Annotated in this window: 23 protein-coding genes; 10 read left to right on the forward strand and 13 right to left on the reverse strand. The window is 49.4% G+C overall.

The features are described 5' to 3' along the window. Positions 1 to 17 precede the first annotated feature (17 nt). The 3 genes from FHP88_RS09865 (at position 18) to FHP88_RS09875 (ending at position 2,781) form a co-directional block, all read left to right on the forward strand. Complete coding sequence (locus FHP88_RS09865; protein WP_144358872.1) at positions 18 to 404, forward strand: antitermination protein NusG; 387 nt, start codon at positions 18 to 20, stop codon at positions 402 to 404. Between the two features lie 84 nt (positions 405 to 488). Continuing rightward, entirely contained in the window at positions 489 to 2,084 is a 1,596-nt protein-coding gene (locus FHP88_RS09870) for a potassium channel protein (RefSeq protein WP_144358873.1), read from the forward strand. A 1-nt stretch (position 2,085) separates the two neighbouring features. Beyond that, positions 2,086 to 2,781 (forward strand): potassium channel family protein, encoded by a 696-nt coding sequence (locus tag FHP88_RS09875; RefSeq protein ID WP_186297677.1) that lies wholly within the window; start codon positions 2,086 to 2,088, stop codon positions 2,779 to 2,781. A gap of 39 nt (positions 2,782 to 2,820) precedes the next feature. On the opposite strand, the gene FHP88_RS09880 is transcribed toward FHP88_RS09875, so the two are convergent. Beyond that, positions 2,821 to 3,159, reverse strand: a complete 339-nt coding sequence (locus tag FHP88_RS09880) for a hypothetical protein (RefSeq protein ID WP_144358875.1) — start codon at positions 3,157 to 3,159, stop codon at positions 2,821 to 2,823. Between the two features lie 268 nt (positions 3,160 to 3,427). On the opposite strand from FHP88_RS09880, the gene FHP88_RS09885 reads away from it, so the two are divergent. Further along, positions 3,428 to 5,008, forward strand: a complete 1,581-nt coding sequence (locus FHP88_RS09885; RefSeq protein WP_144358876.1) for an inorganic phosphate transporter — start codon at positions 3,428 to 3,430, stop codon at positions 5,006 to 5,008. Positions 5,009 to 5,088: 80 nt separating this feature from the next. On the opposite strand, the gene FHP88_RS09890 is transcribed toward FHP88_RS09885, so the two are convergent. The 5 genes from FHP88_RS09890 to FHP88_RS09910 form a co-directional block, all read right to left on the reverse strand. Beyond that, the gene (locus FHP88_RS09890) at positions 5,089 to 5,658 is read right to left on the reverse strand and encodes a hypothetical protein (protein WP_144358877.1); all 570 of its coding nucleotides are present in this window, start codon (positions 5,656 to 5,658) and stop codon (positions 5,089 to 5,091) included. Between the two features lie 134 nt (positions 5,659 to 5,792). Then, a complete protein-coding gene (locus FHP88_RS09895) occupies positions 5,793 to 6,347 on the reverse strand; it encodes a Tll0287-like domain-containing protein (RefSeq protein WP_144358878.1) in 555 nt (184 codons plus the stop codon). 137 nt (positions 6,348 to 6,484) lie between these two features. After that, entirely contained in the window at positions 6,485 to 6,943 is a 459-nt protein-coding gene (locus tag FHP88_RS09900; protein WP_144358879.1) for a hypothetical protein, read from the reverse strand. A 22-nt stretch (positions 6,944 to 6,965) separates the two neighbouring features. Then, entirely contained in the window at positions 6,966 to 7,469 is a 504-nt protein-coding gene (locus FHP88_RS09905) for a thioredoxin family protein (RefSeq protein ID WP_144358880.1), read from the reverse strand. Next, positions 7,466 to 7,996 (reverse strand): hypothetical protein, encoded by a 531-nt coding sequence (locus tag FHP88_RS09910; protein ID WP_144358881.1) that lies wholly within the window; start codon positions 7,994 to 7,996, stop codon positions 7,466 to 7,468. Before FHP88_RS09910 ends, FHP88_RS09905 begins: the two co-directional genes overlap by 4 nt. A 166-nt stretch (positions 7,997 to 8,162) precedes the next feature. On the opposite strand from FHP88_RS09910, the gene FHP88_RS09915 reads away from it, so the two are divergent. From FHP88_RS09915 to fliW, 4 genes are all read left to right on the forward strand, one after another. After that, entirely contained in the window at positions 8,163 to 8,420 is a 258-nt protein-coding gene (locus FHP88_RS09915) for a hemerythrin family protein (protein ID WP_144358882.1), read from the forward strand. 213 nt (positions 8,421 to 8,633) lie between these two features. Further along, positions 8,634 to 9,368, forward strand: coding sequence for a DUF2189 domain-containing protein (locus tag FHP88_RS09920; protein ID WP_144358883.1), 735 nt, complete (start codon positions 8,634 to 8,636; stop codon positions 9,366 to 9,368). 170 nt (positions 9,369 to 9,538) lie between these two features. Beyond that, the gene (locus tag FHP88_RS09925) at positions 9,539 to 11,680 is read left to right on the forward strand and encodes a FimV family protein (RefSeq protein WP_144358884.1); all 2,142 of its coding nucleotides are present in this window, start codon (positions 9,539 to 9,541) and stop codon (positions 11,678 to 11,680) included. Between the two features lie 107 nt (positions 11,681 to 11,787). Then, a complete protein-coding gene (gene fliW / locus FHP88_RS09930; protein ID WP_186297678.1) occupies positions 11,788 to 12,231 on the forward strand; it encodes a flagellar assembly protein FliW in 444 nt (147 codons plus the stop codon). Positions 12,232 to 12,296: 65 nt separating this feature from the next. Here fliW and FHP88_RS09935 read toward each other — a convergent pair whose 3' ends face one another. The 3 genes from FHP88_RS09935 to FHP88_RS09945 are packed head-to-tail and all read right to left on the reverse strand — an operon-like array spanning position 12,297 to position 14,038. Continuing rightward, positions 12,297 to 13,022: a UDP-2,3-diacylglucosamine diphosphatase gene (locus tag FHP88_RS09935; RefSeq protein WP_144358886.1), complete on the reverse strand. Its 726-nt coding sequence runs from the start codon at positions 13,020 to 13,022 to the stop codon at positions 12,297 to 12,299. Positions 13,023 to 13,033: 11 nt separating this feature from the next. Then, positions 13,034 to 13,522 (reverse strand): peptidylprolyl isomerase, encoded by a 489-nt coding sequence (locus FHP88_RS09940; RefSeq protein WP_144358887.1) that lies wholly within the window; start codon positions 13,520 to 13,522, stop codon positions 13,034 to 13,036. 18 nt (positions 13,523 to 13,540) lie between these two features. After that, positions 13,541 to 14,038, reverse strand: coding sequence for a peptidylprolyl isomerase (locus FHP88_RS09945; protein ID WP_335341529.1), 498 nt, complete (start codon positions 14,036 to 14,038; stop codon positions 13,541 to 13,543). A 296-nt stretch (positions 14,039 to 14,334) separates the two neighbouring features. On the opposite strand from FHP88_RS09945, the gene cysS reads away from it, so the two are divergent. Then, entirely contained in the window at positions 14,335 to 15,717 is a 1,383-nt protein-coding gene (gene cysS, locus FHP88_RS09950; protein ID WP_144358889.1) for a cysteine--tRNA ligase, read from the forward strand. Between the two features lie 7 nt (positions 15,718 to 15,724). Here cysS and FHP88_RS09955 read toward each other — a convergent pair whose 3' ends face one another. The 3 genes from FHP88_RS09955 to FHP88_RS19360 all read right to left on the reverse strand — a co-directional run bounded on the left by FHP88_RS09955 (position 15,725) and on the right by FHP88_RS19360 (position 18,553). Continuing rightward, a complete protein-coding gene (locus FHP88_RS09955) occupies positions 15,725 to 16,585 on the reverse strand; it encodes an ATP-binding protein (RefSeq protein ID WP_144358890.1) in 861 nt (286 codons plus the stop codon). Between the two features lie 81 nt (positions 16,586 to 16,666). After that, complete coding sequence (gene ettA / locus FHP88_RS09960) at positions 16,667 to 18,334, reverse strand: energy-dependent translational throttle protein EttA (RefSeq protein WP_144358891.1); 1,668 nt, start codon at positions 18,332 to 18,334, stop codon at positions 16,667 to 16,669. A gap of 93 nt (positions 18,335 to 18,427) precedes the next feature. Beyond that, complete coding sequence (locus FHP88_RS19360) at positions 18,428 to 18,553, reverse strand: hypothetical protein (RefSeq protein ID WP_260843232.1); 126 nt, start codon at positions 18,551 to 18,553, stop codon at positions 18,428 to 18,430. Between the two features lie 77 nt (positions 18,554 to 18,630). On the opposite strand from FHP88_RS19360, the gene FHP88_RS09965 reads away from it, so the two are divergent. Next, complete coding sequence (locus tag FHP88_RS09965) at positions 18,631 to 18,987, forward strand: hypothetical protein (RefSeq protein ID WP_144358892.1); 357 nt, start codon at positions 18,631 to 18,633, stop codon at positions 18,985 to 18,987. A gap of 49 nt (positions 18,988 to 19,036) precedes the next feature. On the opposite strand, the gene FHP88_RS09970 is transcribed toward FHP88_RS09965, so the two are convergent. Further along, on the reverse strand, positions 19,037 to 20,446 hold the full coding sequence (locus FHP88_RS09970; RefSeq protein ID WP_144358893.1) for a dihydrolipoyl dehydrogenase: 1,410 nt from the start codon (positions 20,444 to 20,446) through the stop codon (positions 19,037 to 19,039). Between the last annotated feature and the right edge of the window lie 463 nt (positions 20,447 to 20,909).

Below are 20,909 nucleotides of genomic sequence, written 5' to 3' on the forward strand. Positions count from 1 at the left end.
TGCTAAGGTACGCGCCCATGTTCCTTAAACTTCTTTTAACTGCATTGGTGATTGCCGGGGCGCTTCTGACCTTGCGAATGCGAAGTCAGCGCCGTTTGAACCAGTATGCACCTGAACCGCGTGTGCTGAAAGCACCGGGTAGAGATGTGCGTGCTAAACGTATGCCCCAGTTGCTGGCAGCAGGCGCGGTATTGCTGATGCTGATTGGGGCTAGCCTCTATCTTTATCACCAATGGCGTGATGCCTATCAGTTAGTCTCCATTCATGTCATTGATACCCGTAGCGGACAATCATCCCAGTATCAGGCTTATAAAGGGGATATCGAAGGCCGGAAATTCACAACGACAGATGGCCGAGTGGTCACACTCGCTGAGGTTGAACGCATGGAGACCGGTGCAGACTAACGACCCTCGTTGGTGATTGTGCTTTTTGCCTTGCCGTAAATCGGTTATGCTCGGGATACTCTTAAGGCATTTTTGTATCAGATTATGTCGCTATCCAGAGCTATAATAAAACACTGCTATCGCCTGGAAGACTCCCCTCGCTACAAGCGTACCAAACACTTTTTTTATAATCTTCTAGAAAATCCACAAGCGCGCATTCGACCCTACTTCGATATCTTTATGATATTACTGGTACTTTCCAGTGTGTTTGTACTGATCTATGAGGTGAAAGAGGATCTTGGATTGCCAGGGCAGATTTTCGAACTCTGTGCGGTGGTGATTTTTTTAACGGAGTACTTGCTCAGATTTTGGCTCTATAACAACATCCACAGGGTATTCATCGAGCATTACGAACGAGCTGAATTTGTTAATCTACCGTTTTCTCTTGGACCTCCTGTAAAAGAGGTTTTACAGAAAAAGTGGGATTACATGACAACCCCGCTTGCTATAATTGATCTTCTGGCTATCATTCCGAGTTATAGGCCTCTCCGTTTTCTCCGCATTTTCCTGTTATTCAGGCTGTTCAAGCTGTTTCGCTATGCTCGTAGCATCAATGAGTTTGTCAAAGTACTTTCTGAAAAGCGTTTTGAGTTTTATACCTTGGCGATCTTCCTGGCGTTTGTTGTATTTACCGCGGCCTCTGCGATCTATTTCTTTGAGGCGAGAAATGCTGGCGGTGAGATTGAGCACTTTTTTGATGGGATCTATTGGGCGGTGGTAACCATATCCACAGTGGGTTACGGTGATATCACTCCGCAGACCACTGAAGGCCGGATGATTACCTTGGTACTGATTATCTGTGGGATTGGAGTGATCTCTTTTACCACATCAGTCATTGTCTCAGCTTTTACTGAAAAAATGAGTGAGCTACGTGATAACCGCGTATTTGCCGAGCTGGAAAAACATAAAACAAAGCACATCATAATTTGTGGCTTTGGTCGTGTGGGACAAGTAGTTGCAGAACGCTTGGCTGCCAGCCGAGATCGCTTTGTGGTCATTGATCCCGATGCTGAAGTCATTGCGTATGCCAAGCGGCTTGGTTATCTGGGTATTCAGGGTAGTGCTGAGGACAGTGAACTGTTGGTGCAGTCGGGCATTCAGGAGCGTGCAGAGAGAATTCTTTGTCTCACCGGGAACGATGTAATGAATGTCTACATTACGTTGACTGCGCGTGATCTGAATGCAGATATTGAAATAATTTCCCGGGCCAACAATAGGGCCTCTATTCGAAAACTCTACCAAGCCGGAGCAAATCATACTGTTGCCCCTTTCAAGGCAGTCGGCGCCATTGCTGGTGAATATATTGGTCAGCCCGTGGCCTTTGAGGCGATTCACGGCATTCTGTCAGGACGGAAGGGCATCAGTCTGGAAACGGTGACCATACGCCCTGACTCATGCTTGATTGGACGACCGATTAGTGATGTGGATTTTGTCAGTTACAAACTCATTCTGTTTGGTGTGATCAGTCATCTTGATCGAGTTCCCGATCAGGATACTGTGGCCTATGATCTGAAATGGAACCGCATTCACTTCAACCCCAAAGCGGGCTTTCGTTTGAGTGCCAATGATCTGCTGGTACTTATTGGGCATGAGTACAGTATTACCCATTTCAAGGATCGCCTGGAGAGTGGAGGGCTTTGATATGCGGGAACGCGTGATAATCTTCGGCAGTAATTCCCTCAGTTCTGCGGTAGCGTTGCAGCTCAAGGATCGAAACTGGGATCTGTTGTTGGTTTCAAGCGATGAGGCTGCGTTGGCAGTTATGGCAGATCGCGGCTTTAGTACCAGAATGGCTAATTATTCAGATGATGAAGAGCTGGTCAAATTGGGTATTGGTAAAAAAGTCGGAGTGATATTCGCCTTTTTTGAAGAAGATGCCGAAAACGTGTTTCTCACTATCTCGGTTAAATCCATTGACCCAGATATCAAAGTGATCTCACTGACACAATCAGCCGACTCGGCAAGAAAACTGAAGGCCGCAGGGGCCAATAAGGTTATAGATCCCTATGAAATCAGTGGCCGCAAGATCTATGACATGATCAAGCGGCCGTTGATCGCTGAAACCATTGAAAAAGTCGTTTACGGCCAGGATTATTTGAATTTGGCAGAGATTACTGTAATTCAGGGGTCATTCATGGATGGACGTATGCTGGGTGATCTGGAGCTTTCCAGGCGCTATGATCTCATTGTACTAGGCGTGGTCGATCGGGAAATGGGGGATGAGTTTATATTCGCCAGCAGTGGCTTGAATCACAAGCTGGACGCAGGGGATGTGTTGGTAGTGATTGGTGCAGTTCCTGCGTTAGAAAAGCTTCGGCTTGAGTCAGGGCGCACCTAAATCAATACCCCTGCGGAAAGACATCGCCGTCGATAGGTGCTATGCGGCAGAAGCTTCCAGTAGGCTGGTTAATTGTCCGCTCTCAATTTGACCGTGTGCTTTCAGGGCGCTGCTGGCAGATGATTGGATCGTCTCTTTGATTCTCAGAGCCAGTGTCATGGCTTGTTCTTGGTTCGTAACATTGCCGCTGCGTGGGCTGTTCACTTCCTGGCTCACCAGTCGCCCAGTACCGCTTAACTCAACGGTGTCATTAGCGGGGGTTGCTGAAGGTGATCCCGTATTATTTTCCAGTCCGGTACCCGAACGTTTTTCCGCAGCTGAGCTGTTTCGATCATTCACTTGCGGCAAAATTTTGTCGTTTGAGAGTAGGCTGACCATGATTATTCTCCAAATGTGAGTCAATAAATTGACTTGAGCGTGCTTTTTCGCCAGTTATGTTTCAGTAAAGCAAACAGCGGGCCACATTTCCACTGATGATAATCAATTAAAGGATCAATTCTGCGGTATTTCTTCGTGTTACTGGTTTACATATACGGCTTTCGCATTACAGAAATGTTACAGTTATCTTTCACATTTATGGGTGGCATGATGAGTATATTAGGGTCTGCTTCATGCCGGTAACTAACCTAACGAAATTTTGGGTTTTATGGAACTTCAAAACATAACGAATCTTGAGAAAGCGACCAGTAAAGGTAGGCAAGAACTATTCCGTATTGGCGTGGCGTTGCTGTTTATTGTCGGCATTATGTTGTTTATCGGTACCCGTGGGGGATTAGATACTCCCGGGCATGTCATGCTGATGGTGGCGGCCGTTATTGGTGGCTATATGGCCATGAATATCGGAGCCAATGATGTAGCGAACAATGTAGGCCCGGCGGTTGGTTCAAAGGCATTGACCTTGGGTGGGGCGATCGTCATCGCAGCCATTTTTGAGGCGTCGGGGGCGCTTATCGCTGGCGGTGATGTGGTTAGCACGATCAAGAAAGGCATTATTGATCCCTCCGCCATCGGGAGTACGGATGCATTTATCTGGTTAATGATGGCGGCACTGCTGGCAGGTGCCCTTTGGCTGAATATCGCTACTGCTTTGGGTGCGCCTGTATCAACTACTCACTCCATTGTAGGGGGCGTATTGGGTGCCGGTATTGCCGCCGGAGGTATGGGTATTGCCAACTGGAGCAAGATGAGTGCCATTGCCGCAAGCTGGGTCATCTCGCCAGTCATGGGAGGGCTAATTGCCGCTGCATTTCTCCTCTTAATAAAGCGAACAATCACCTATCAGGACGATATGATCGCCGCTGCAAAGCGGATGGTGCCGCTGCTGGTGGGTGTGATGACGTGGGCTTTTTCGACTTATATCGTACTGAAGGGTTTCAAGAAAATCTGGAAGGTGGAGTTTGGTTCAGCCGTACTGATAGGCTTTGTGGTGGGTGTCATGGTGCTGTTTCTTGTTCGCCCGCTTGTTACCAGGGTGGCAGAGAAACTGCCCAATGAGAAACAGAGTATCAACAAGTTGTTCACGCTGCCGTTGATCTTTGCTGCTGCCCTCTTGAGCTTTGCCCATGGTGCCAATGATGTGGCAAATGCAGTAGGGCCGTTGGCTGCAATCAATGATGCCATAATGCATGGTGGTATTGTAAAGAAGGCATCGATTCCACTGTGGGTGATGATGGTGGGTGCACTCGGTATAGCCGTTGGTCTGGCGTTGTATGGCCCAAAACTGATCAAGACTGTGGGCAGTGAAATTACCGAACTGGATAAGATGCGGGCCTTTTGCATTGCTATGGCTGCTGCAGTTACGGTGATTATAGCTACCCAGCTTGGATTGCCCGTCAGTTCCACTCATATTGCGGTGGGGGGGATATTTGGCGTTGGTTTCTTGCGTGAGTTCATTAAGACCAGTTATGCCAAGATGGTGGAAGAGATCAAAATGCATCATCAGGATGATGATCCGGTGGCTATTGAGGCCTATCTGATGCAGTTCAAGAAGGCCTCAGTGACACGAAAAGGGGAGATGTTGGCTGAGCTTAAAGAACGTGCAAAAACGCAACATGATGCGCCGCTGACCAAGAAAGAGCGTAAGGGGCTGCGCAAGGTCTATAGACATGAACTGGTCAAACGATCGGCCTTACTTAAGATTGCCGCCGCTTGGGTGATTACGGTACCTGTATCAGGCCTGATGGCCGCACTGCTCTATTACATGATCCGTGGCATGATGTTGCCATAGCGTACCAATCAATCAGTAGTGAAAAAAGGCCGTCGCTTCTGGGCGGCCTTTTTGCGTTATCAGTTCCAATGATCTCTAACTTAGTCGTTGGTCTCGACAATCCGTAGCTGACTGATGTCGGGCAAAGGGGCGGCTTGCTTCTTGATCTGATACTCTTCCAGTGTGCCGCTGTTGGCGGGTGCCAGAGTAAGTTCGCTGATGTCAATATCAACGGGGGAAGGCGTTGGGGACTCATCCAGTACGGCTCCTGAATTTGCCAGTGTCAGGTAGTCCGTGTTGGGGATATCAGCAGGTTCAATAGTGGGAGCACAATCGATTAGGCTGCCAGTATTGGGCGGTAGCAGTGTCATGGCAGTTTCAGGGTGGTCATGGCGGTTACTGTTTGCCGCTGCTTCTGGTTGTGCGGCGTCGATAGGGTCGGCAGAGCGTATCTCCACCAAGGCTCCAGCATCCCTGAAGGCCACGCGATATTTGATGGCCGTATCTTGATCAATGTTATTTTTTATTTTTACCGACACCCCGGAAAAGAGATAATCAAGTTGCTCGTCACCCGCATTAAATAGCTTTGCGATTTTTTGTTTAACAGTAGTCAGGTCAGCATCTTCGATAATCTTTCCGGAAAAATAGATGTCATAGCGTTGTACTGGCATGGGTAAGATTCCTTAACCGCTTTGGTCATGTACCTATCTGAACCAAAGTATAACCCTAAGTGGAATAATTGCGGGAATCAGTGCTCGATATGCCAACAGGGGCCATACGGCGCCTGTTGGCATGATTGACGGAGTTAGAGCGGTTTGCTTAAGGTAAAGGCGCCGCGAATATCACCTTCATTAAAGCCTCGTGCTTCATCTTCTGGGTAAAGCGCTTTCAGTTGTTCTTCCACTTCGGGTGATACTTTGGCTGCATGGCAGTTCAAACAGGCCTTTTCAGTTGGGATAGCCTTCATGTAGCGAAATGTCTTTTTCCCATTGGTCTCGATAACTTCTGAGAAATCAAGTGTGGCTAGGTCCGCGCCACTGGCCTTCCTGATCTCGAATTGCTCGAGAACGCCGAGTTCCCACGCGTCGGGTGCGTTACTTGGCGAACGTATTTTAAGACTGGTCCTGCCGATCTCCCAGCCTGATTGGGCGGCTATTTCGTTAGCAATCCCGGGTGCTCTGACATTACAGAACTTGATGGCCTTTACCGGCCCTCCCTCTTTCATAGAGCTAACCAGTTGACCTTTCAGGGTTGAGCCGAATTGCTTGATCAGGCCACGGGCTTCGACGACATCCTCTCCAGCAAAAAGCGGCTGTGAAATTATGGATGCCAACAGTAAAAGTGGTATTTTCTTATGCATCGCTATTGTCTCCCTCGGATGATATGACCGTGATCGGCCAGTAAATGAGCACTTAATGTGCCTCTAATGTAGTCATCTTAGTTTGCCAGCAAATCAGCTCAGTGAATACTGTTTGCTTTTGTTTTTTGTCCGGATAATCAATATTTCTTTTTCTCTATTACCTCGTATCCCAGATTGGATTTCCAGCCCCAGGAGTAGCTGCGTAGATTGGCCAGTGCACGCTGTTCTGCCGTCTCTGCAGAATGATCATCAAAACCACAGCCAAAGCTGGTTCGTTCACGTCCTGTGTAGGTGCTGTAATGTGTTTTTATGATCACTATCCAGCCATGCTGTGCATGACTATTGGATTGTGGGAATACGTATTCGTAACCCTGCCTCTGTAATGCTTGTTTAGCCTTATCGATAGCCTGTGAGACTGAGGGTTCTCCGGTAGCCCACTGGATAGCCAAGGAGTTCCCGAGTTTTTTTGCAACGACGCAGGCTGCGCCACCCGTTTGAAATTGTTGTGCATTAGCACCTGACTGGCTATAGGCCGTCTGCGTCAGTGCGAGTGACATCAAAAGATAAAAATATTCAGGTTTCAGGCCTGGCTTCATAGAGACTCATATCTTAGCGTTATCAGCGTTTTGCCTGTCTGTCCAATGACCCGAGAGCTTCTTGTATGGACTGATCAACATAATAATAGAACATATCCGGAGTTTGAATGCCCACCATTTTAGCGGCCAATTCGTTGCCGGCAGCATCAAGAAAAAGTAGGGTAGGCGTCAGGGTAACTTTGTAATCATAGGAAAAGTCGTGGTTTCCTCTGCGAACCCCCTTGAAATCGATGACATCAGAACCCGTATCCAGTAGTAATTCGCGAATAATTAATCGCTTGTTATAGGCGCCACTGCGGATCATTGGGCCGATTACTTCCTGCTTGATTTGCACGCAGAAGCTGCAGTGTTCTTGTGAGATCAGCAGTAAAATGGCTTTCCCTTCGATGCGTGCAGACTGTCCATCTGCATAGAGATTGGATGCCTCAACTACTGAGATCAATTTTTCATGATCAGTTTCATTCTCAGTGGCCAGAGCAAGGGGAAAGCCAATCAGCAAACCCAGGAATATCATCAGATACTTCATAGCGTACTCAATTTCCTCTTGAGTTCAGACATTGCACGGTAGTCAGCAAGGGCAATGCCCGCGCCTTTGAAGTTCAATGCATCCGGGAAGCCGCTGGCGGCGAGTGCTTTTGTTTCTGCCTCACCACACCATCCATCAATCCACTTCTTGAGTGAGGCTAGGTGTTGAGCATTAAAATTGTTCAGGACGCGATCTAAAATCAGGTCAAATCCATTTCGAGAGAGTGACTCATGAACTCTGGATATCGAACGTGGATTCTGTTCGGCTAGCGCTGGGATGAGTTCATCGGCATATTCGTTGAGCAGCTGCTCGCGGGTTTGTTCTGAATAATCTTGAATGATGGATAGAATTTTGTGGAATGGCGCGCTGTAGGTATCTGTCGATGAGTATCGGGTAATGATCCCTTCCAGTGCGATCAAGGTTGCGTGTTTTCTGCTGACATTTGAGCTGCCCCGACAGAGTTCGGTGCAAAATTGTTCAATCTGCGCTGCCGAAATCTGCAGTGTTATCTGTTCTTGGTCAGGCATAAATTAATAGCGTGGTGGTGATCTGTGATAGATAGAAAATTTAAAATAAACTAATTTTCTGAATCTTGGCAAGCCAATTCCCTATTATTATCTTAGATTTATTGGCCCGCTTGTGTCGATTGGGGTAACCTGCAGCCTTCATTCAGCTCCACACCCGAGGTATTAGGTGAAGCAAACGAGTACTGCCCAGAAAGTGTCTTTTATTATCGCTATCATCTCTTATATTGCGGCTATTAGCTGTATTGGGGCGACTGTATATTACTCAGGGGAACTGGGAAGTGATCATCCAGTGGTCGCGAGTTTTGGTGCCTCAGTCGTGTTTTTTGTCGGGGTTGGGGTGGTTTTGCATGTGATCGGTAAGGTGAGCCTGCCTAATCTCAGCATGAAATTTTCCGCCGATGAGCAAGATAAGCCTAAAGAGTAGTCGATTTAGTTTGGCTTGTTTCTGCAAGGATTCATCGTATCGATAGGCGCACTACTTCCCGTTTGATATCGATACGCATGGTCTTTCTCCATGATTACGCCGCCTATTTCTTTGTGAAACCAGCAAGATCCGTTTCAAACGTCTAAAATTACTTTAAAATAGACGCGCTATGTGTGTTCACTAATAAAGATCGAAGTTCATAGGGAGAGACTGATGTTCTCTGTTGTTTGGGAATGGCTTTGTCGTGGTTGGCAGGACTTTAGGCGCGCACCGGTACTCAACATGGCCTATGCGGCCGTTTTTCTTGCAATCGGCTTGATTGCGGTTTTGGGGCTCATCACAGAAGGCTTTAGTCTGGTCTATTTTATACTGGCCGGAGGCTTCTTGCTTGTGGTGCCGAGTCTGGTGACAGTTTACTACCATCTTGCAGGGATCATTCATGCGGGTCAGCATCCCAATTTTGCTGATATTAAGGAAGCTTTCCATCAGTGTCCGGCTGCCGTTCTGGTGATTGGGCTGGTTTCCTTGGTGCTCTATCTGATCTGGATAACTGATGCGCTCATAATCTATAGCGTCTATTTCGATTTTGTCCCTATATCCTTGGCTGATTTCAATGCTGATCCGGTTCTCAAGGCCGATGCAACCGCTTTTTTGATTTTTGCATGTATTCTGGGTGCTGTGCTCAGTTTTATCATCTTCTGCATAACCGTGCTTTCTATCCCGTTTGCCCTTGAAAAAAAGTCTGGATTAGTTGATGCAGTTACTTTTAGTGTGAAAGTGGTGTCGAGAAACCCTCGGATTATGTTTATGTGGGCTATCTTGTTGGGTGGTTTGACTTTTTTTACCGTATTGTTGGCTTTGCCGTTGTTGCTGGTCGTGCTTCCTGTGCTGGCTTATGCCAACTACGCGACCTATAACGATATGCTTCGACTTATGGAATCAGGGTAGGTGATATTATTTGGGGCTAACCAACTATTAAATTTATGTTTGGTTTTAAGTGACGTAGGTAACCGATTGTTTTATATTGCTACGAAGGTATGATTGCCCGGCTAAGAATCGGGTAGGGGAGATCGAAAGATCATGGCGAATGGGATTCGGATTTCGTCCAAAATAAAAGAATGATTAATAAGCTATCTGCATTTCTCTTTCTTCTGGTGTTCTCGACAGTGGTCGATGCATTGGGACTCGGTGGAATAAGTGTAAATTCTGCACTGAATGAGCCACTGGATGCCAAGATTCAGCTCATATCGGCTAGCCCGACACAAATCGAAGATTTGCGAGTAAGGTTGGCCAGTGCTGATGTCTTTAGGCGCGCGGGAATTGATCGCCCCTTTCTCTTATCAAAGTTACGCTTTAAGGCAATAGCCACCGAACGGGGTGGGTCTTATATCCAGGTGACGACCCGGGAAACCGTCCGCGAGCCTTTTCTGGATTTCCTCATAGAGGTCAGCTGGGCGGGAGGTAGTTTAATTCGAGAGTTTACTGTGCTTCTTGATCCTCCTACCTACCATGCGCCCAAAGCACAGGCGGCGGTCTCCCCAAAACGCAGCATCGCCGCGACAAAGCCCCAGTCACCACAACAAAGCGTCGATACCACCTATGGGCCAATTAGAAGTAGTGAAACACTCTGGGTGATCGCGGGAAAGGTACAGCCTGATAAAGCTTTTTCACGCAACCAAACGATGGTTGCACTGCTTAAAGCCAATCCAGATGCCTTTCAGTATGACAACATCAATCTGCTGAAGAAAGGTGCAGTGCTTACGGTACCGTCTGCTGAAGATATTGCCTCCATCGGAGAGTCTGAAGCGCGGGCAAGCGTGAAGCAGCAGATGACTGAGTGGCGTCAGCTGAACTCCAAATCTTCCAAGACTCAGCCTGATAAGCAACCAGAACCTACAGCTGTTGGATCTGGAGCGCAGTCATCTACTGAAAGGGTAACGAATCCGGCAGAACCTCCAGTAGTAGCAGGGCAAGAGATGATGACTGCACCTGTTGTCGCAGATGAGACGGTGACAGAGACAACCGAAGCGACTGCAAAAGCGGAATCTCCGGCACCAGAGGGGCAGCGTTTACGCGTCGTTGATGCAGATCGTAGCTGGCAGTTGAGTGATAAAAGTGAATTAGGTTATCCAGCTCAAGAGAGTGACAAACTGCGTGAGGCCATTAAAGACTCTGAGCAGGAGTTGGCTGCGGTTCAGGATATCAGTCAGGATATCGTCGAATTGCGCGCTGCGCTTGAGTCTAAGGTGCAAGCGCTAAAAAAGGCCTTGGATGAGAAGGACGCGCAACTTGAGTCCCTGAGAAAACAGATTGAACAGGTTGGGCTCACCGCAGGTCCCGTGGCCGGTGGTCAGATGCCCTCTTCTTCGACCAGCGTGCCTGCTCTAGGGTCTGATTCCATGCGGACTGGGAATGTATCAACAGATACACAAGTTACTGAGTCGCGTCCTTTGGAATCGTACTGGAAGAGCGAATACTGGATGATACTGATGGGTATCATCATCTTTATATTGGCATCGATGCTTCTGTTCGGACGCCGCAGATCTGACAATGAAGGTGCCTTTGAAGCACCGGATCTATTTCAGATGTCCAGTCAGCAGGTCAAGGTTGGTAACAAGGAAATATCCGAGCCTGTTGCAATGATCGATGAGCTGTTTGAAGCGCCCCTGGAGACACGTAAGGCAACGCCGAGAGAGACTGCTTCTGATACTGCATCCATGTTTCCAGAGCAGGGGGCAGACATTACATCTATTCTCACCGAGGCCGATATTTATCTGGCCTACCGGCGATATAGTCAGGCGGAAACATTGGTCGAAGAGGCCATGACACTCAATCCAGAGAGCCCGGAGCTGAAGGCCAAGTTGCTTGAGATCTATGCTTTCAGGCGCGATAAGAAGGCTTTCAGCCGTTATCTTGATCAGGTCTATGCCACACTTATGGTCCAGTCGCCCGAGCTTTGGGAGAAGATAGTGGAAATGGGCCATGATCTTGTGCCTGATCATGTCGCATGGGGGACGGGCGGTATGGCCTCTGCTTCACAGTCCCCTGCGCCCGTGGAAGCGAATGAAGACCCTCTGTTGTCTGATGATCCCTTGGAAATGGATATGAACCTGGACATGAATCTTGATGATCTGGATGTTCCAGACGTGTCCAGTGGGCTGTCTATATTTGAAGATTTAGAGGAAGAGTCGGATGATGATGACCTCTCTTCAATCGATATCGATTTTGGTGACCTGGAAGATCCCACCAAAGATAAGTAATCGTCTCTTGGGCCCTGTGCCTGGATCGCTAGAATGCAATCCCTTGAGCATTGCTGCGGGTAGGCGGGGAAGCTGTACCGCATGCGTTAACCCGTTGTGGAGTTATTGTGAAGATCGAGAGTACCCTTTTTGGTCCACAGATCTGTGAGCCTGAAACCAATATTGTTTTTCCTCAAGGTATTCCCGGGTTTGAGAAGCACAAAGCGTATCAGCTGTTTCATCAAACTTCGGCTGATGTCGTTGGCTATCTCCAGTCAACGGATGACCCCGATCTGACATTTTCTGTACTTGCGCCAGAGAATCTTAATATCCATTATGAATTCACGCTTACAGATGAAGAGCAGTCGCTGTTACAGTTAGAGCGGGTTGAGGATCTCGTGCTGCTGGTTATTGTCTATCGCCGATTCGCGGATGAGAAACAGGAGAAAACCGGTGACTTAAATGTGAATGCTAATTTCATGGCACCCTTGCTGATTAATACCCAGGCGCGTATAGGATTTCAAAAAGTGTTGGGTAAAGCTGAACGAAAAATCACTATTAAGTCTGACTAGTCTGAGCCAGGTTCAGCGAATGCCCTGTGGCACTCTGTTGCACATCAATCGTGCAGATCGCTGTTTCAGTTAAATGACTCCTGTCGTATCCCATCTCGGCAGATTCGAAGATAAGTGCATGAGTCTTCGTGCCAATCTTCCAACACATAGCGCCGTGCCGTCTCTGTGTTCAGTTCAAACTCATGCACCGCAGGACGATGTGTGTGGCCATGAATCAATAGCAATACGCCGTGTGTTTGCATGTAGTCTTCTACGGCACCTTGATTGACATCCATGATATCGGCAGATTTTAGCGAAATCACCTCGCCACTACGTTTGCGATATTCAGCGGCCAAGTGTAGGCGCTCTACGATCGATCGTGACATGAAGTCCTGAATAAACGCCTCACTTCTTAATAGTTGACGTGCCTGTAGATACTCTTTGTCGTCTGTGCAGAGTAGATCACCATGCATCAACAGGATCGGTACATCATGCAGTTCTAGAACATAGGGATCAGGAAGCAGATTGCAGCCTGTGGCGGCCGCAAAGCGCACTCCCAGTAGAAAGTCCCGGTTACCCTGCATGATGGAAAGTTTGCACCCCTTTGAGGTCAGTTCTCGCATCCCCTCAATGATAGTGGGTATAGGTGGGGTGTCATCATCATCCCCTATCCAGGCGTCAAACAGGTCTCCGAGGATATAGAGATGGTCAGCATGGCTGGCCTGTTCCTGTAAAAAACGTAGGAACAGGTCAACCGTGGCCGGTCGGCTCCCGGATAAATGGAGATCAGAGATGATGAGTGTGTCACCCATAACAGTTTCAATTACTCGCTGATGATCGCTTCTTCGATAATCAGGTCTTCAGCAGGGACATCCTGGTGGCCAGCACGCATGGTGGTGTCGACGTTTTTCATCTTGTTGATAACATCCATGCCTTCAGTGACTTTTCCAAATACACAGTATCCCCAGCCATCCTGACCGGGGTAATCCAAGAATTTGTTGTCTGAAACATTGATAAAGAACTGGGCAGAAGCTGAGTGCGGATCCATCGTACGGGCCATGGCAATGGAACCGATTACGTTGCTCAGACCATTCTTCGCCTCATTTTCGATGGGGGCGCGAGTGGTCTTCTCTTTCATGCCGACTTCAAAACCGCCGCCCTGAATCATGAAGTTGTTGATCACGCGGTGGAAGATGGTGCCGTTATAAAAACCGTCTTTTACATACTGGGCAAAGTTGGCGCTGGTGATGGGGGCCTTCTCTTCATCCAGTTCGATAATGATATCGCCTTGATTGGTCTTGAGTGTAATCATGCTGTGAGTTTCCTCTGTTTAGTTGGAGATTCGGGTTACGCTTTCGATGATAACGGCCTCGGTAGGCACATTTTGCATGCCCATGCTATTGGTGGTCGCCACGTCGGCAATTTTGTCTACAGTCTCTATCCCCTTGGTTACACGACCAAAAACCGCATAGCCCCATCCATCGAAGCTGGGATGATCGAGGTTGTCATTATCCCTATGATTGATAAAGAACTGGGAGGTAGCTGAATGTGGGTCACTGGTACGTGCCATTGCGATACTGCCGCGGACATTGGACAGGCCGTTCTTGGCCTCATTTTTAATCGATGAGTGTCCCCGTTTCTGATCAAGATCGGCCGTGAAACCACCGCCCTGAATCATGAATCCGTTGATGACCCGATGGAATACGGTGTCGGAATAGAATCCTTCGTCGACATAACGAAGAAAGTTCTCGACGGTTACGGGTGCCTTATCACCATCCAATTCGAGCTCAATCTCTCCCTGCGTGGTTTTCATCAACACACGGGTCATCTCGGCATTGGCTTGTGCGGTGAGGCCAAAGATCAATGCAATGGGTAGCAGATAGGAATAAAAACGTTTAATCATTATTGATGCTCACTCATTTGAGAAGGTTCGGCACACTCTGAGAGCGTGCATAAACAGATTATCATAAAGGTTAGTGGCTTCAGGAAAAAGCCCTTAATAGCGCCAATCACTTTGTTGGCCGCGCGCTTTCGTTTACTATGCGCGGGATAAAGTGTTTAGGAATACGGCGTTCGGCGTGAGTTGGCGCGGCGTAATTCAAAAAGTGATCTGCCGGAGTTGTTATGCTGAAGATCTACAACGATCTTACCAATCAAAAAGAAGCGTTTGTCCCACTTGAGCCGGGAAAAGTCCGCATGTATGTCTGCGGAATGACGGTCTATGACCTGTGTCATTTAGGACATGCTCGGGTGATGGTGGTGTTTGATGTGGTTTATCGCTACCTGAAGAGGCAAGGCTTTGACGTCACTTATATCCGTAATATCACCGATATCGATGACAAGATTATCAATCGGGCCAATGAGAATGGAGAGGCGTTCACCGACCTCACCGAACGATTCATCACAGCAATGCATGAGGATTCTGATGCGCTGGGGATCTTGACGCCAGATAGCGAGCCCCGGGCAACGGCACATATTGCTGAAATTGTGGACATGATTGAGCGTCTTATCGCAAACGGTCATGCCTATGCCGCAGATAACCGGGATGTCTATTATTCTGTAGACAGCTTTGAGGGTTATGGCAAGCTTTCTGGCAAAAGCCTGGAAGATCTACAGGCGGGGGCGCGCGTTGAGGTGGACAGCCAAAAGCGCAATCCACTGGATTTCGTGCTGTGGAAGTCCGCAAAGCCGGGTGAGCCGGCCTGGGATTCGCCCTGGGGAGAGGGCCGCCCGGGCTGGCATATTGAGTGTTCTGCTATGTCCACCTGCTGCCTCGGTGATACTTTTGATATCCATGGTGGGGGTGCTGATTTGACGTTTCCTCACCATGAAAATGAGATCGCTCAGTCTGAGGGTGCTACCGGTAAACAGTTCGTGAATTACTGGATGCACAACGGATTTGTACGCATCAATGATGAGAAGATGTCCAAGTCGCTGGGCAATTTTTTCACCGTGCGGGAGATACTGGCCCGTTATCAGGCCGAAGAGGTTCGCTACTTCATATTGACCAGTCAGTATCGCAGTCCGCTCAACTATGATGACGAGCACTTGGATAACGCCCGCAGCGCGCTGACCCGTTTCTATACTGCCATGCGGGGATTACCCTCGGCTGAACCCACAGATGAAAGCGCCTACGCGGAACGATTCCATGCCGCGATGGATGATGATTTCAATACCCCAGAGGCTTTGGCGGTGTTGTTTGACCTGGTGCGGGAGATCAACAGGGTGCGTCAGGAAGATGTGGGTCGGGCGGCCTCACTGGCGGCGGAATTGCGTCGTCTGGGAGACGTACTGGGTATCCTGCAGGATGATCCCGAGCAGTATCTGCGGGGTGGCGAGAGTGCGAGTGGTCTTTCGGATGATCAGATCGAATCGATGATCCAGCAGCGACAGGAGGCCAAGGCCGGAAAAAACTGGGCAGAGGCGGATCGTCTGCGTGACGAACTTAAGGCGCAAGGTGTTGTGCTGGAGGACAGCCCCCAGGGAACGACCTGGCGACGCGGTTAATCGGTTTCTATTGGACGTCTTCTGGTAGCCGTCCAGCCCAATCACGGGCAAATTGTAGTGCGACACGCCCACTGCGTGATCCACGCTGAAGTGCAAAGCGCAATGCGTGGAGTCGGGTCGTTTCATTGGCGGTAGTCTCAGCCCCCAGCTGTGCCAGCCAATGATCTACGATCTGCAGATACTGATCCTGGCTGAACGGGTAGAAGGAGAGCCAGAGCCCGAACCGTTCAGACAGGGAGATCTTCTCCTCAACACTCTCATTCTGGTGTATTTCGCCATCAACAATGTGTACGTCCTGATTCTCTTGCTTGAATTCAGGGAGCAAGTGGCGGCGGTTGGATGTGGCGTAGATCAGCACATTTTCTGGTGGTGCCGATAAGGAGCCATCAAGGATCGCCTTGAGTGATTTGTAACTGGGATCATCTGCTTCAAAAGATAAATCATCACAATAGAGAATGAATTTTTCAGGACGATCCTGGATCACCTCAATAATAGATGTGAGGTGGATCAGGTCTTGTTTCTCTACCTCTATCAGGCGTAGCCCTTGGTCAGCATACTCATTGAGCAGTGCCTTTATCAGTGAGGACTTCCCGGTTCCCCTTGATCCCCATAGAAGGGTGTTATTGGCGCTCCGGCCTTCGACAAACTGACGGGTATTACGCGTGATCTCGGCCTTGGCCAGATCGGTACAGAGTATGTCATCCAACCGAACGCGCTGCGGACGGAGAATGGGCAGTAACCCTTTTGATGGCAACCACCGATAAGCAATGTGATTCCAATCAGGTTCTAAATTTGCAGGAGAAAAAACGGCTTCCAGTCGCTCAATCAATGCTTCTGTACGCAGTATCAGTTGTTCAGCCTGAGTCATGTTGTCTGCCAGAGTCCGCTGGATAGTCTATACAATGAAGCGGCGTGCGCCCTCTTCACTGGGAAGAGGGCGGTCACTTAATCATCGGTTGAGAGGTTTGTACTTAATCCGATGGGGTTGATCCGCCTCAGCCCCAAGGCGACGTTTCCGGTCCGCTTCATAATCGGCGTAGTTACCTTCAAACCAGGTGACTTGTGAATCACCTTCAAAGGCGAGAATGTGGGTAGCGATACGATCGAGGAACCAGCGATCATGTGAGATGACTACCACGCAGCCGGGGAAGGTGAGCAGCGCCTCCTCCAGGGCCCGAAGGGTCTCAACATCCAGATCGTTGGTCGGTTCGTCGAGCAGCAAAACATTACCGCCCTGTTGCAGTGTCTTCGCCAGGTGAACCCGGTTGCGTTCACCGCCAGAGAGATCGCCTATCCGTTTCTGTTGATCCGTGCCCTTGAAATTGAAGCGGCTGGCGTAGGCACGGGAGTTCAGTTCATAACGCCCGATCGTGATGATATCGGCGCCACCGGAGAGTTCCTGCCAAACCGTGTTGTTATCATCCAGCGCTTCTCTGGATTGTTCAACAGAGGATATTTTAACCGTTTCACCCACTTTCAGCTCACCGCCATCCGGTTGTTCCTGGCCAGTCAGCAAACGGAATAGTGTGGTCTTACCAGCACCGTTGGGTCCGATAATTCCCACAATACCACCCTTTGGTAGGGTGAACGTAAGATCACTGTAGAGAAGCTTGTCGCCAAATGCCTTGGAAAGCCCCCTCGCCTCAACAACCAGATCACCCAGGCGTTCACCGGGTGGAATATAGATCTCGTTGGTCTCGTTGCGTTTCTGAAACTCCTGACTCTGCAGTTCATCAAACCGTGACAGACGGGCCTTGCTCTTGGCATGCCGTCCCTTCGGGTTGGAGCGCACCCATTCGAGCTCATGTTTCATGCTCTTGATACGGGCGGCCTCTTGTTTCTGCTCCATCTCGAGGCGAGCCTCTTTCTGTTCCAACCAGGAGCTGTAGTTGCCTTCCCAAGGGATTCCGTGACCACGATCCAGTTCCAGAATCCAGCCGGCTACGTTGTCCAGGAAGTAGCGGTCATGGGTAACCGCCACAACGGTACCGGGATAATCGTGCAGAAAACGCTCCAGCCAGGCGACTGATTCAGCGTCGAGATGGTTGGTCGGTTCATCCAGCAGCAACATATCGGGCTTGGATAAGAGTAGCTTGCACAGGGCCACCCGACGGCGTTCACCGCCTGATAGCTTGGTGACATCCGCATCCCAGGGGGGGAGTCGTAAGGCATCGGCAGCGATCTCTAAGGTGCGTTCCAGGTTGTGCCCGTCTTTTGCATTGATGAGATCTTCCAGTTTGGCCTGTTTGGAGGCCAGAGCATCAAAGTCAGCATCGGGTTCGGCATAGGCCGCATAGACCTTGTCCAGTTCGGCGAGTGCCTCGACGACATCGCCGAGCGCCTCTTCTACATTGCCCCGCACATCTTTTGCCGGATCAAGTTGAGGTTCCTGGGGTAAGTAGCCGACATGGATTCCAGCTTGCGGACGCGCTTCACCTTCGATGTCGGTATCAATACCGGCCATGATGCGTAGCAGGGTTGATTTACCGGAACCGTTCAGACCAAGCACACCGATCTTGGCGCCAGGAAAGAAGGAGAGCGATATATCACGGAGGATCACGCGTTTTGGCGGCACCACTTTGCCGACACGATTCATTGTATAAATATACTGTGCCATAACCTTTCTTTTGCTGAAGTGCGAATATTGGATTGCAGATTCACAATCGTGAGTTTCTACTGATCCCTATTGTGGCATATTTACAGAAGTCACTCATCTGCCATTATTGAAGATCACTGCGGCTGCCACTCCTACGGTGCCAGTGGCCAGGTCATAGCCAGCACAAAAAGCCAATATTCTGCCCCAATTGACCTGCTCTGCTTTATAATGCCACGACATAATCATTTCCGTGCCCTGTCTGTATACACGAGTACAGCCCAGAGTGCCCCCACAAGTAGCAAAGCAGCGATATGTGTATGAAGCAACGAATCAGAATTGTCGTACTATCAGTCCTCATAGGGCTTGGCCTGGTGGGTTGTTCAGCGCACCCCGGCTCGGGGAATTGGGGTCTCGTTGAGCCAAGTGATGGGGCCGTTTCAAAAGTGCTGGTCCACTTTGAAGGTCGTGCCGAACTTATCGATGCCAAGAGTGGGGCGGCTTCACACCACTGTTTCTGGGGTGGCAAGAGTGGATCTGATCTACAGCTGGATTGCACAACACCCCAGGATACAGAAACCCGTCTGCGCTTTACCCTGCGTGTTGAGGGGCTGGATCGAATGACGTTGGCATACAATGGACAGCTAGTCGGACATTACAAAAGACTGCCGCAGTGAGGGTGAGATTGCCCTCTATATCTGGGACATCCCTGTCCCTTCAGTCTGATTACTGAACTGTTCTGAGTTCTGTGATCGGACTGCTATTTTTCTGGTCGACTTTACCGTAAAGGTCGTACAGGGCGGCCTGTAGTGCCTCCTCAATAACCGGATGATAGAACGGCATCTGTAGCAACTCTCCCACCGTCAGATCCTGCTGAATACACCAAGCCAGCAAATGGGCTAGATTCTCCCCCTTGGTGCAGATCATTTCACTTCCCAAGAGCTTGCCGCTGGCCTTATCGGCATAAACCCGGATGATACCTTTGTTTTTGCCCATGATCAGGGCGCGCCCTACAGGTGCCAGATTAACTTCACCGGTCACGGTCGTCTCCTGATCCAGTTCAGACCAGCGTTTACCCACATGGCAGATATTCGGATCAACAAAATTGATGGCGATAGGGGGCTTGCGCTGAAAGGCCTGAATCTTGTCACTGGTGGCGTTAAAGCCTGCAATTCGACCCTCGTCACCCGCCTCGTGCAGCAGGGGGCGGTCGCCATTTACATCGCCGGCCAGAAAGATTGCGCTGTTGCCAATCTGCATGGTCTGTGGGTTGTAGGCAGGCATGCCATTTTCACCCAACTCAATGCCGGCGTTCTCCAATTGCAAATTATCCAGATTGGGTCGTCGGCCAAGGCTGGCGAGCACCTTCTCGACCAACACTGATTTATCGCCGGCCGTTACCCGCAATTTATCGTCCTCTTCGGTAATCTCTGCGCCATGGCCGAGATAGAGGGGGAAATCCTTGCCGATAATATCAATGGCCGCCTTGGCCACTTCAGGGTCGTCCAGACCACCGATTGTCTCCAGCATATCGAAGCCGGTTACGTCCACACCCAATCTGGCAAGGGATTGACCAATCTCCAGGCCAATGACACCCAGACCGATCACGGCCAGTGACTCTGGCAGATCCTCTTCCTCAAACAGTTGATCTGTAGTGAGTATCCTGTCGCCAAAAGCCGCCCAGGGCTTGGGCATGACGGGGCGGGAACCTGTAGCGATGATGATCTTTTCTGCACGAATCCGTAGTCCGTCCACATCCAGCAGGTTCGGCTCGACGAATTTTGCATAACCCTCGATAAACACTTCATCACTCATGTGAGCGGTGCTGTTACTGATGACTCGGTCCACAAAGGTGTCGCGCAGATCCTGTACATGGCCGATCGCCTCTTCGGTGTCCAGGGTAAGCGCTTTGTGTCCTTCAACCCCGTAACGACCCAGGATTTTGCAGCGATGGAAATCCTCAGCCGCCTGAATCAGGGCCTTGGAAGGCATACAGCCTACACGAGCACAGGTGGTGCCTTGTTCGCCGCCATTGATCAGGACAAAACTTTTACCTGAAGGCTTAACCTTGCCTAATGCATAGAGACCGGCACTGCCAGAGCCAATAATGGCCACATCTACTTTTTTCTCTTCCACGAATACGCTCCCATTATTGCGCTGATGGATCGTTGTCCATCGTGATATTTGGATCAATTGTAAACCTTATGGGGAGGATTCAAAGCCCTGATGTTTTTGTGGTTCTTTGAATTTTTCTGTACAACCCAAAAAGCTTATTTTTCACTATGCACCAACTACAGGCTCACAAAATGAGTCTGCTGATGTGAGATGAAGACAACTCTAATGCTTCAGATCAATTGCATCGTTTAATTCGTCCTGTACATTGGGCCGAGGTAGAACCGAAGTAGTGGTCAGGAAGAATAAACTAACAACAAGGAAAAGCCGGTTTTATGGATAGCTCTCCGCCTTACTATCGATATTGGTGTTGAATTGCACCTAAAACTGACCCACCGGGGATGCGGACAAAATCTTGGACTACTTTGGAGGTAGTCCATGTACTCATACGAAGAACGCCTTCGGGCGGTGAAGCTGTATTTGACGC

It is taken from the genome of Sedimenticola selenatireducens (genome assembly GCF_007625115.1).
GTDB classification, from domain to species: domain Bacteria; phylum Pseudomonadota; class Gammaproteobacteria; order Chromatiales; family Chromatiaceae; genus Sedimenticola; species Sedimenticola selenatireducens_A.

What these genes read in the sequence shown, in the direction of transcription:
- FHP88_RS09865 (WP_144358872.1), top strand. Translation starts at nt 18, where the DNA reads ATGTTCCTTAAACTTCTTTTAACTGCATTGGTGATTGCCGGGGCGCTT.
- FHP88_RS09870 (WP_144358873.1), top strand. Translation starts at nt 489, where the DNA reads ATGTCGCTATCCAGAGCTATAATAAAACACTGCTATCGCCTGGAAGAC.
- FHP88_RS09875 (WP_186297677.1), top strand. Translation starts at nt 2,086, where the DNA reads ATGCGGGAACGCGTGATAATCTTCGGCAGTAATTCCCTCAGTTCTGCG.
- FHP88_RS09880 (WP_144358875.1), bottom strand. Translation starts at nt 3,159, where the DNA reads ATGGTCAGCCTACTCTCAAACGACAAAATTTTGCCGCAAGTGAATGAT.
- FHP88_RS09885 (WP_144358876.1), top strand. Translation starts at nt 3,428, where the DNA reads ATGGAACTTCAAAACATAACGAATCTTGAGAAAGCGACCAGTAAAGGT.
- FHP88_RS09890 (WP_144358877.1), bottom strand. Translation starts at nt 5,658, where the DNA reads ATGCCAGTACAACGCTATGACATCTATTTTTCCGGAAAGATTATCGAA.
- FHP88_RS09895 (WP_144358878.1), bottom strand. Translation starts at nt 6,347, where the DNA reads ATGCATAAGAAAATACCACTTTTACTGTTGGCATCCATAATTTCACAG.
- FHP88_RS09900 (WP_144358879.1), bottom strand. Translation starts at nt 6,943, where the DNA reads ATGAAGCCAGGCCTGAAACCTGAATATTTTTATCTTTTGATGTCACTC.
- FHP88_RS09905 (WP_144358880.1), bottom strand. Translation starts at nt 7,469, where the DNA reads ATGAAGTATCTGATGATATTCCTGGGTTTGCTGATTGGCTTTCCCCTT.
- FHP88_RS09910 (WP_144358881.1), bottom strand. Translation starts at nt 7,996, where the DNA reads ATGCCTGACCAAGAACAGATAACACTGCAGATTTCGGCAGCGCAGATT.
- FHP88_RS09920 (WP_144358883.1), top strand. Translation starts at nt 8,634, where the DNA reads ATGTTCTCTGTTGTTTGGGAATGGCTTTGTCGTGGTTGGCAGGACTTT.
- FHP88_RS09925 (WP_144358884.1), top strand. Translation starts at nt 9,539, where the DNA reads ATGATTAATAAGCTATCTGCATTTCTCTTTCTTCTGGTGTTCTCGACA.
- FHP88_RS09935 (WP_144358886.1), bottom strand. Translation starts at nt 13,022, where the DNA reads ATGGGTGACACACTCATCATCTCTGATCTCCATTTATCCGGGAGCCGA.
- FHP88_RS09940 (WP_144358887.1), bottom strand. Translation starts at nt 13,522, where the DNA reads ATGATTACACTCAAGACCAATCAAGGCGATATCATTATCGAACTGGAT.
- FHP88_RS09945 (WP_335341529.1), bottom strand. Translation starts at nt 14,038, where the DNA reads ATGACCCGTGTGTTGATGAAAACCACGCAGGGAGAGATTGAGCTCGAA.
- cysS (WP_144358889.1), top strand. Translation starts at nt 14,335, where the DNA reads ATGCTGAAGATCTACAACGATCTTACCAATCAAAAAGAAGCGTTTGTC.
- FHP88_RS09955 (WP_144358890.1), bottom strand. Translation starts at nt 16,585, where the DNA reads ATGACTCAGGCTGAACAACTGATACTGCGTACAGAAGCATTGATTGAG.
- ettA (WP_144358891.1), bottom strand. Translation starts at nt 18,334, where the DNA reads ATGGCACAGTATATTTATACAATGAATCGTGTCGGCAAAGTGGTGCCG.
- FHP88_RS19360 (WP_260843232.1), bottom strand. Translation starts at nt 18,553, where the DNA reads ATGTCGTGGCATTATAAAGCAGAGCAGGTCAATTGGGGCAGAATATTG.
- FHP88_RS09965 (WP_144358892.1), top strand. Translation starts at nt 18,631, where the DNA reads ATGAAGCAACGAATCAGAATTGTCGTACTATCAGTCCTCATAGGGCTT.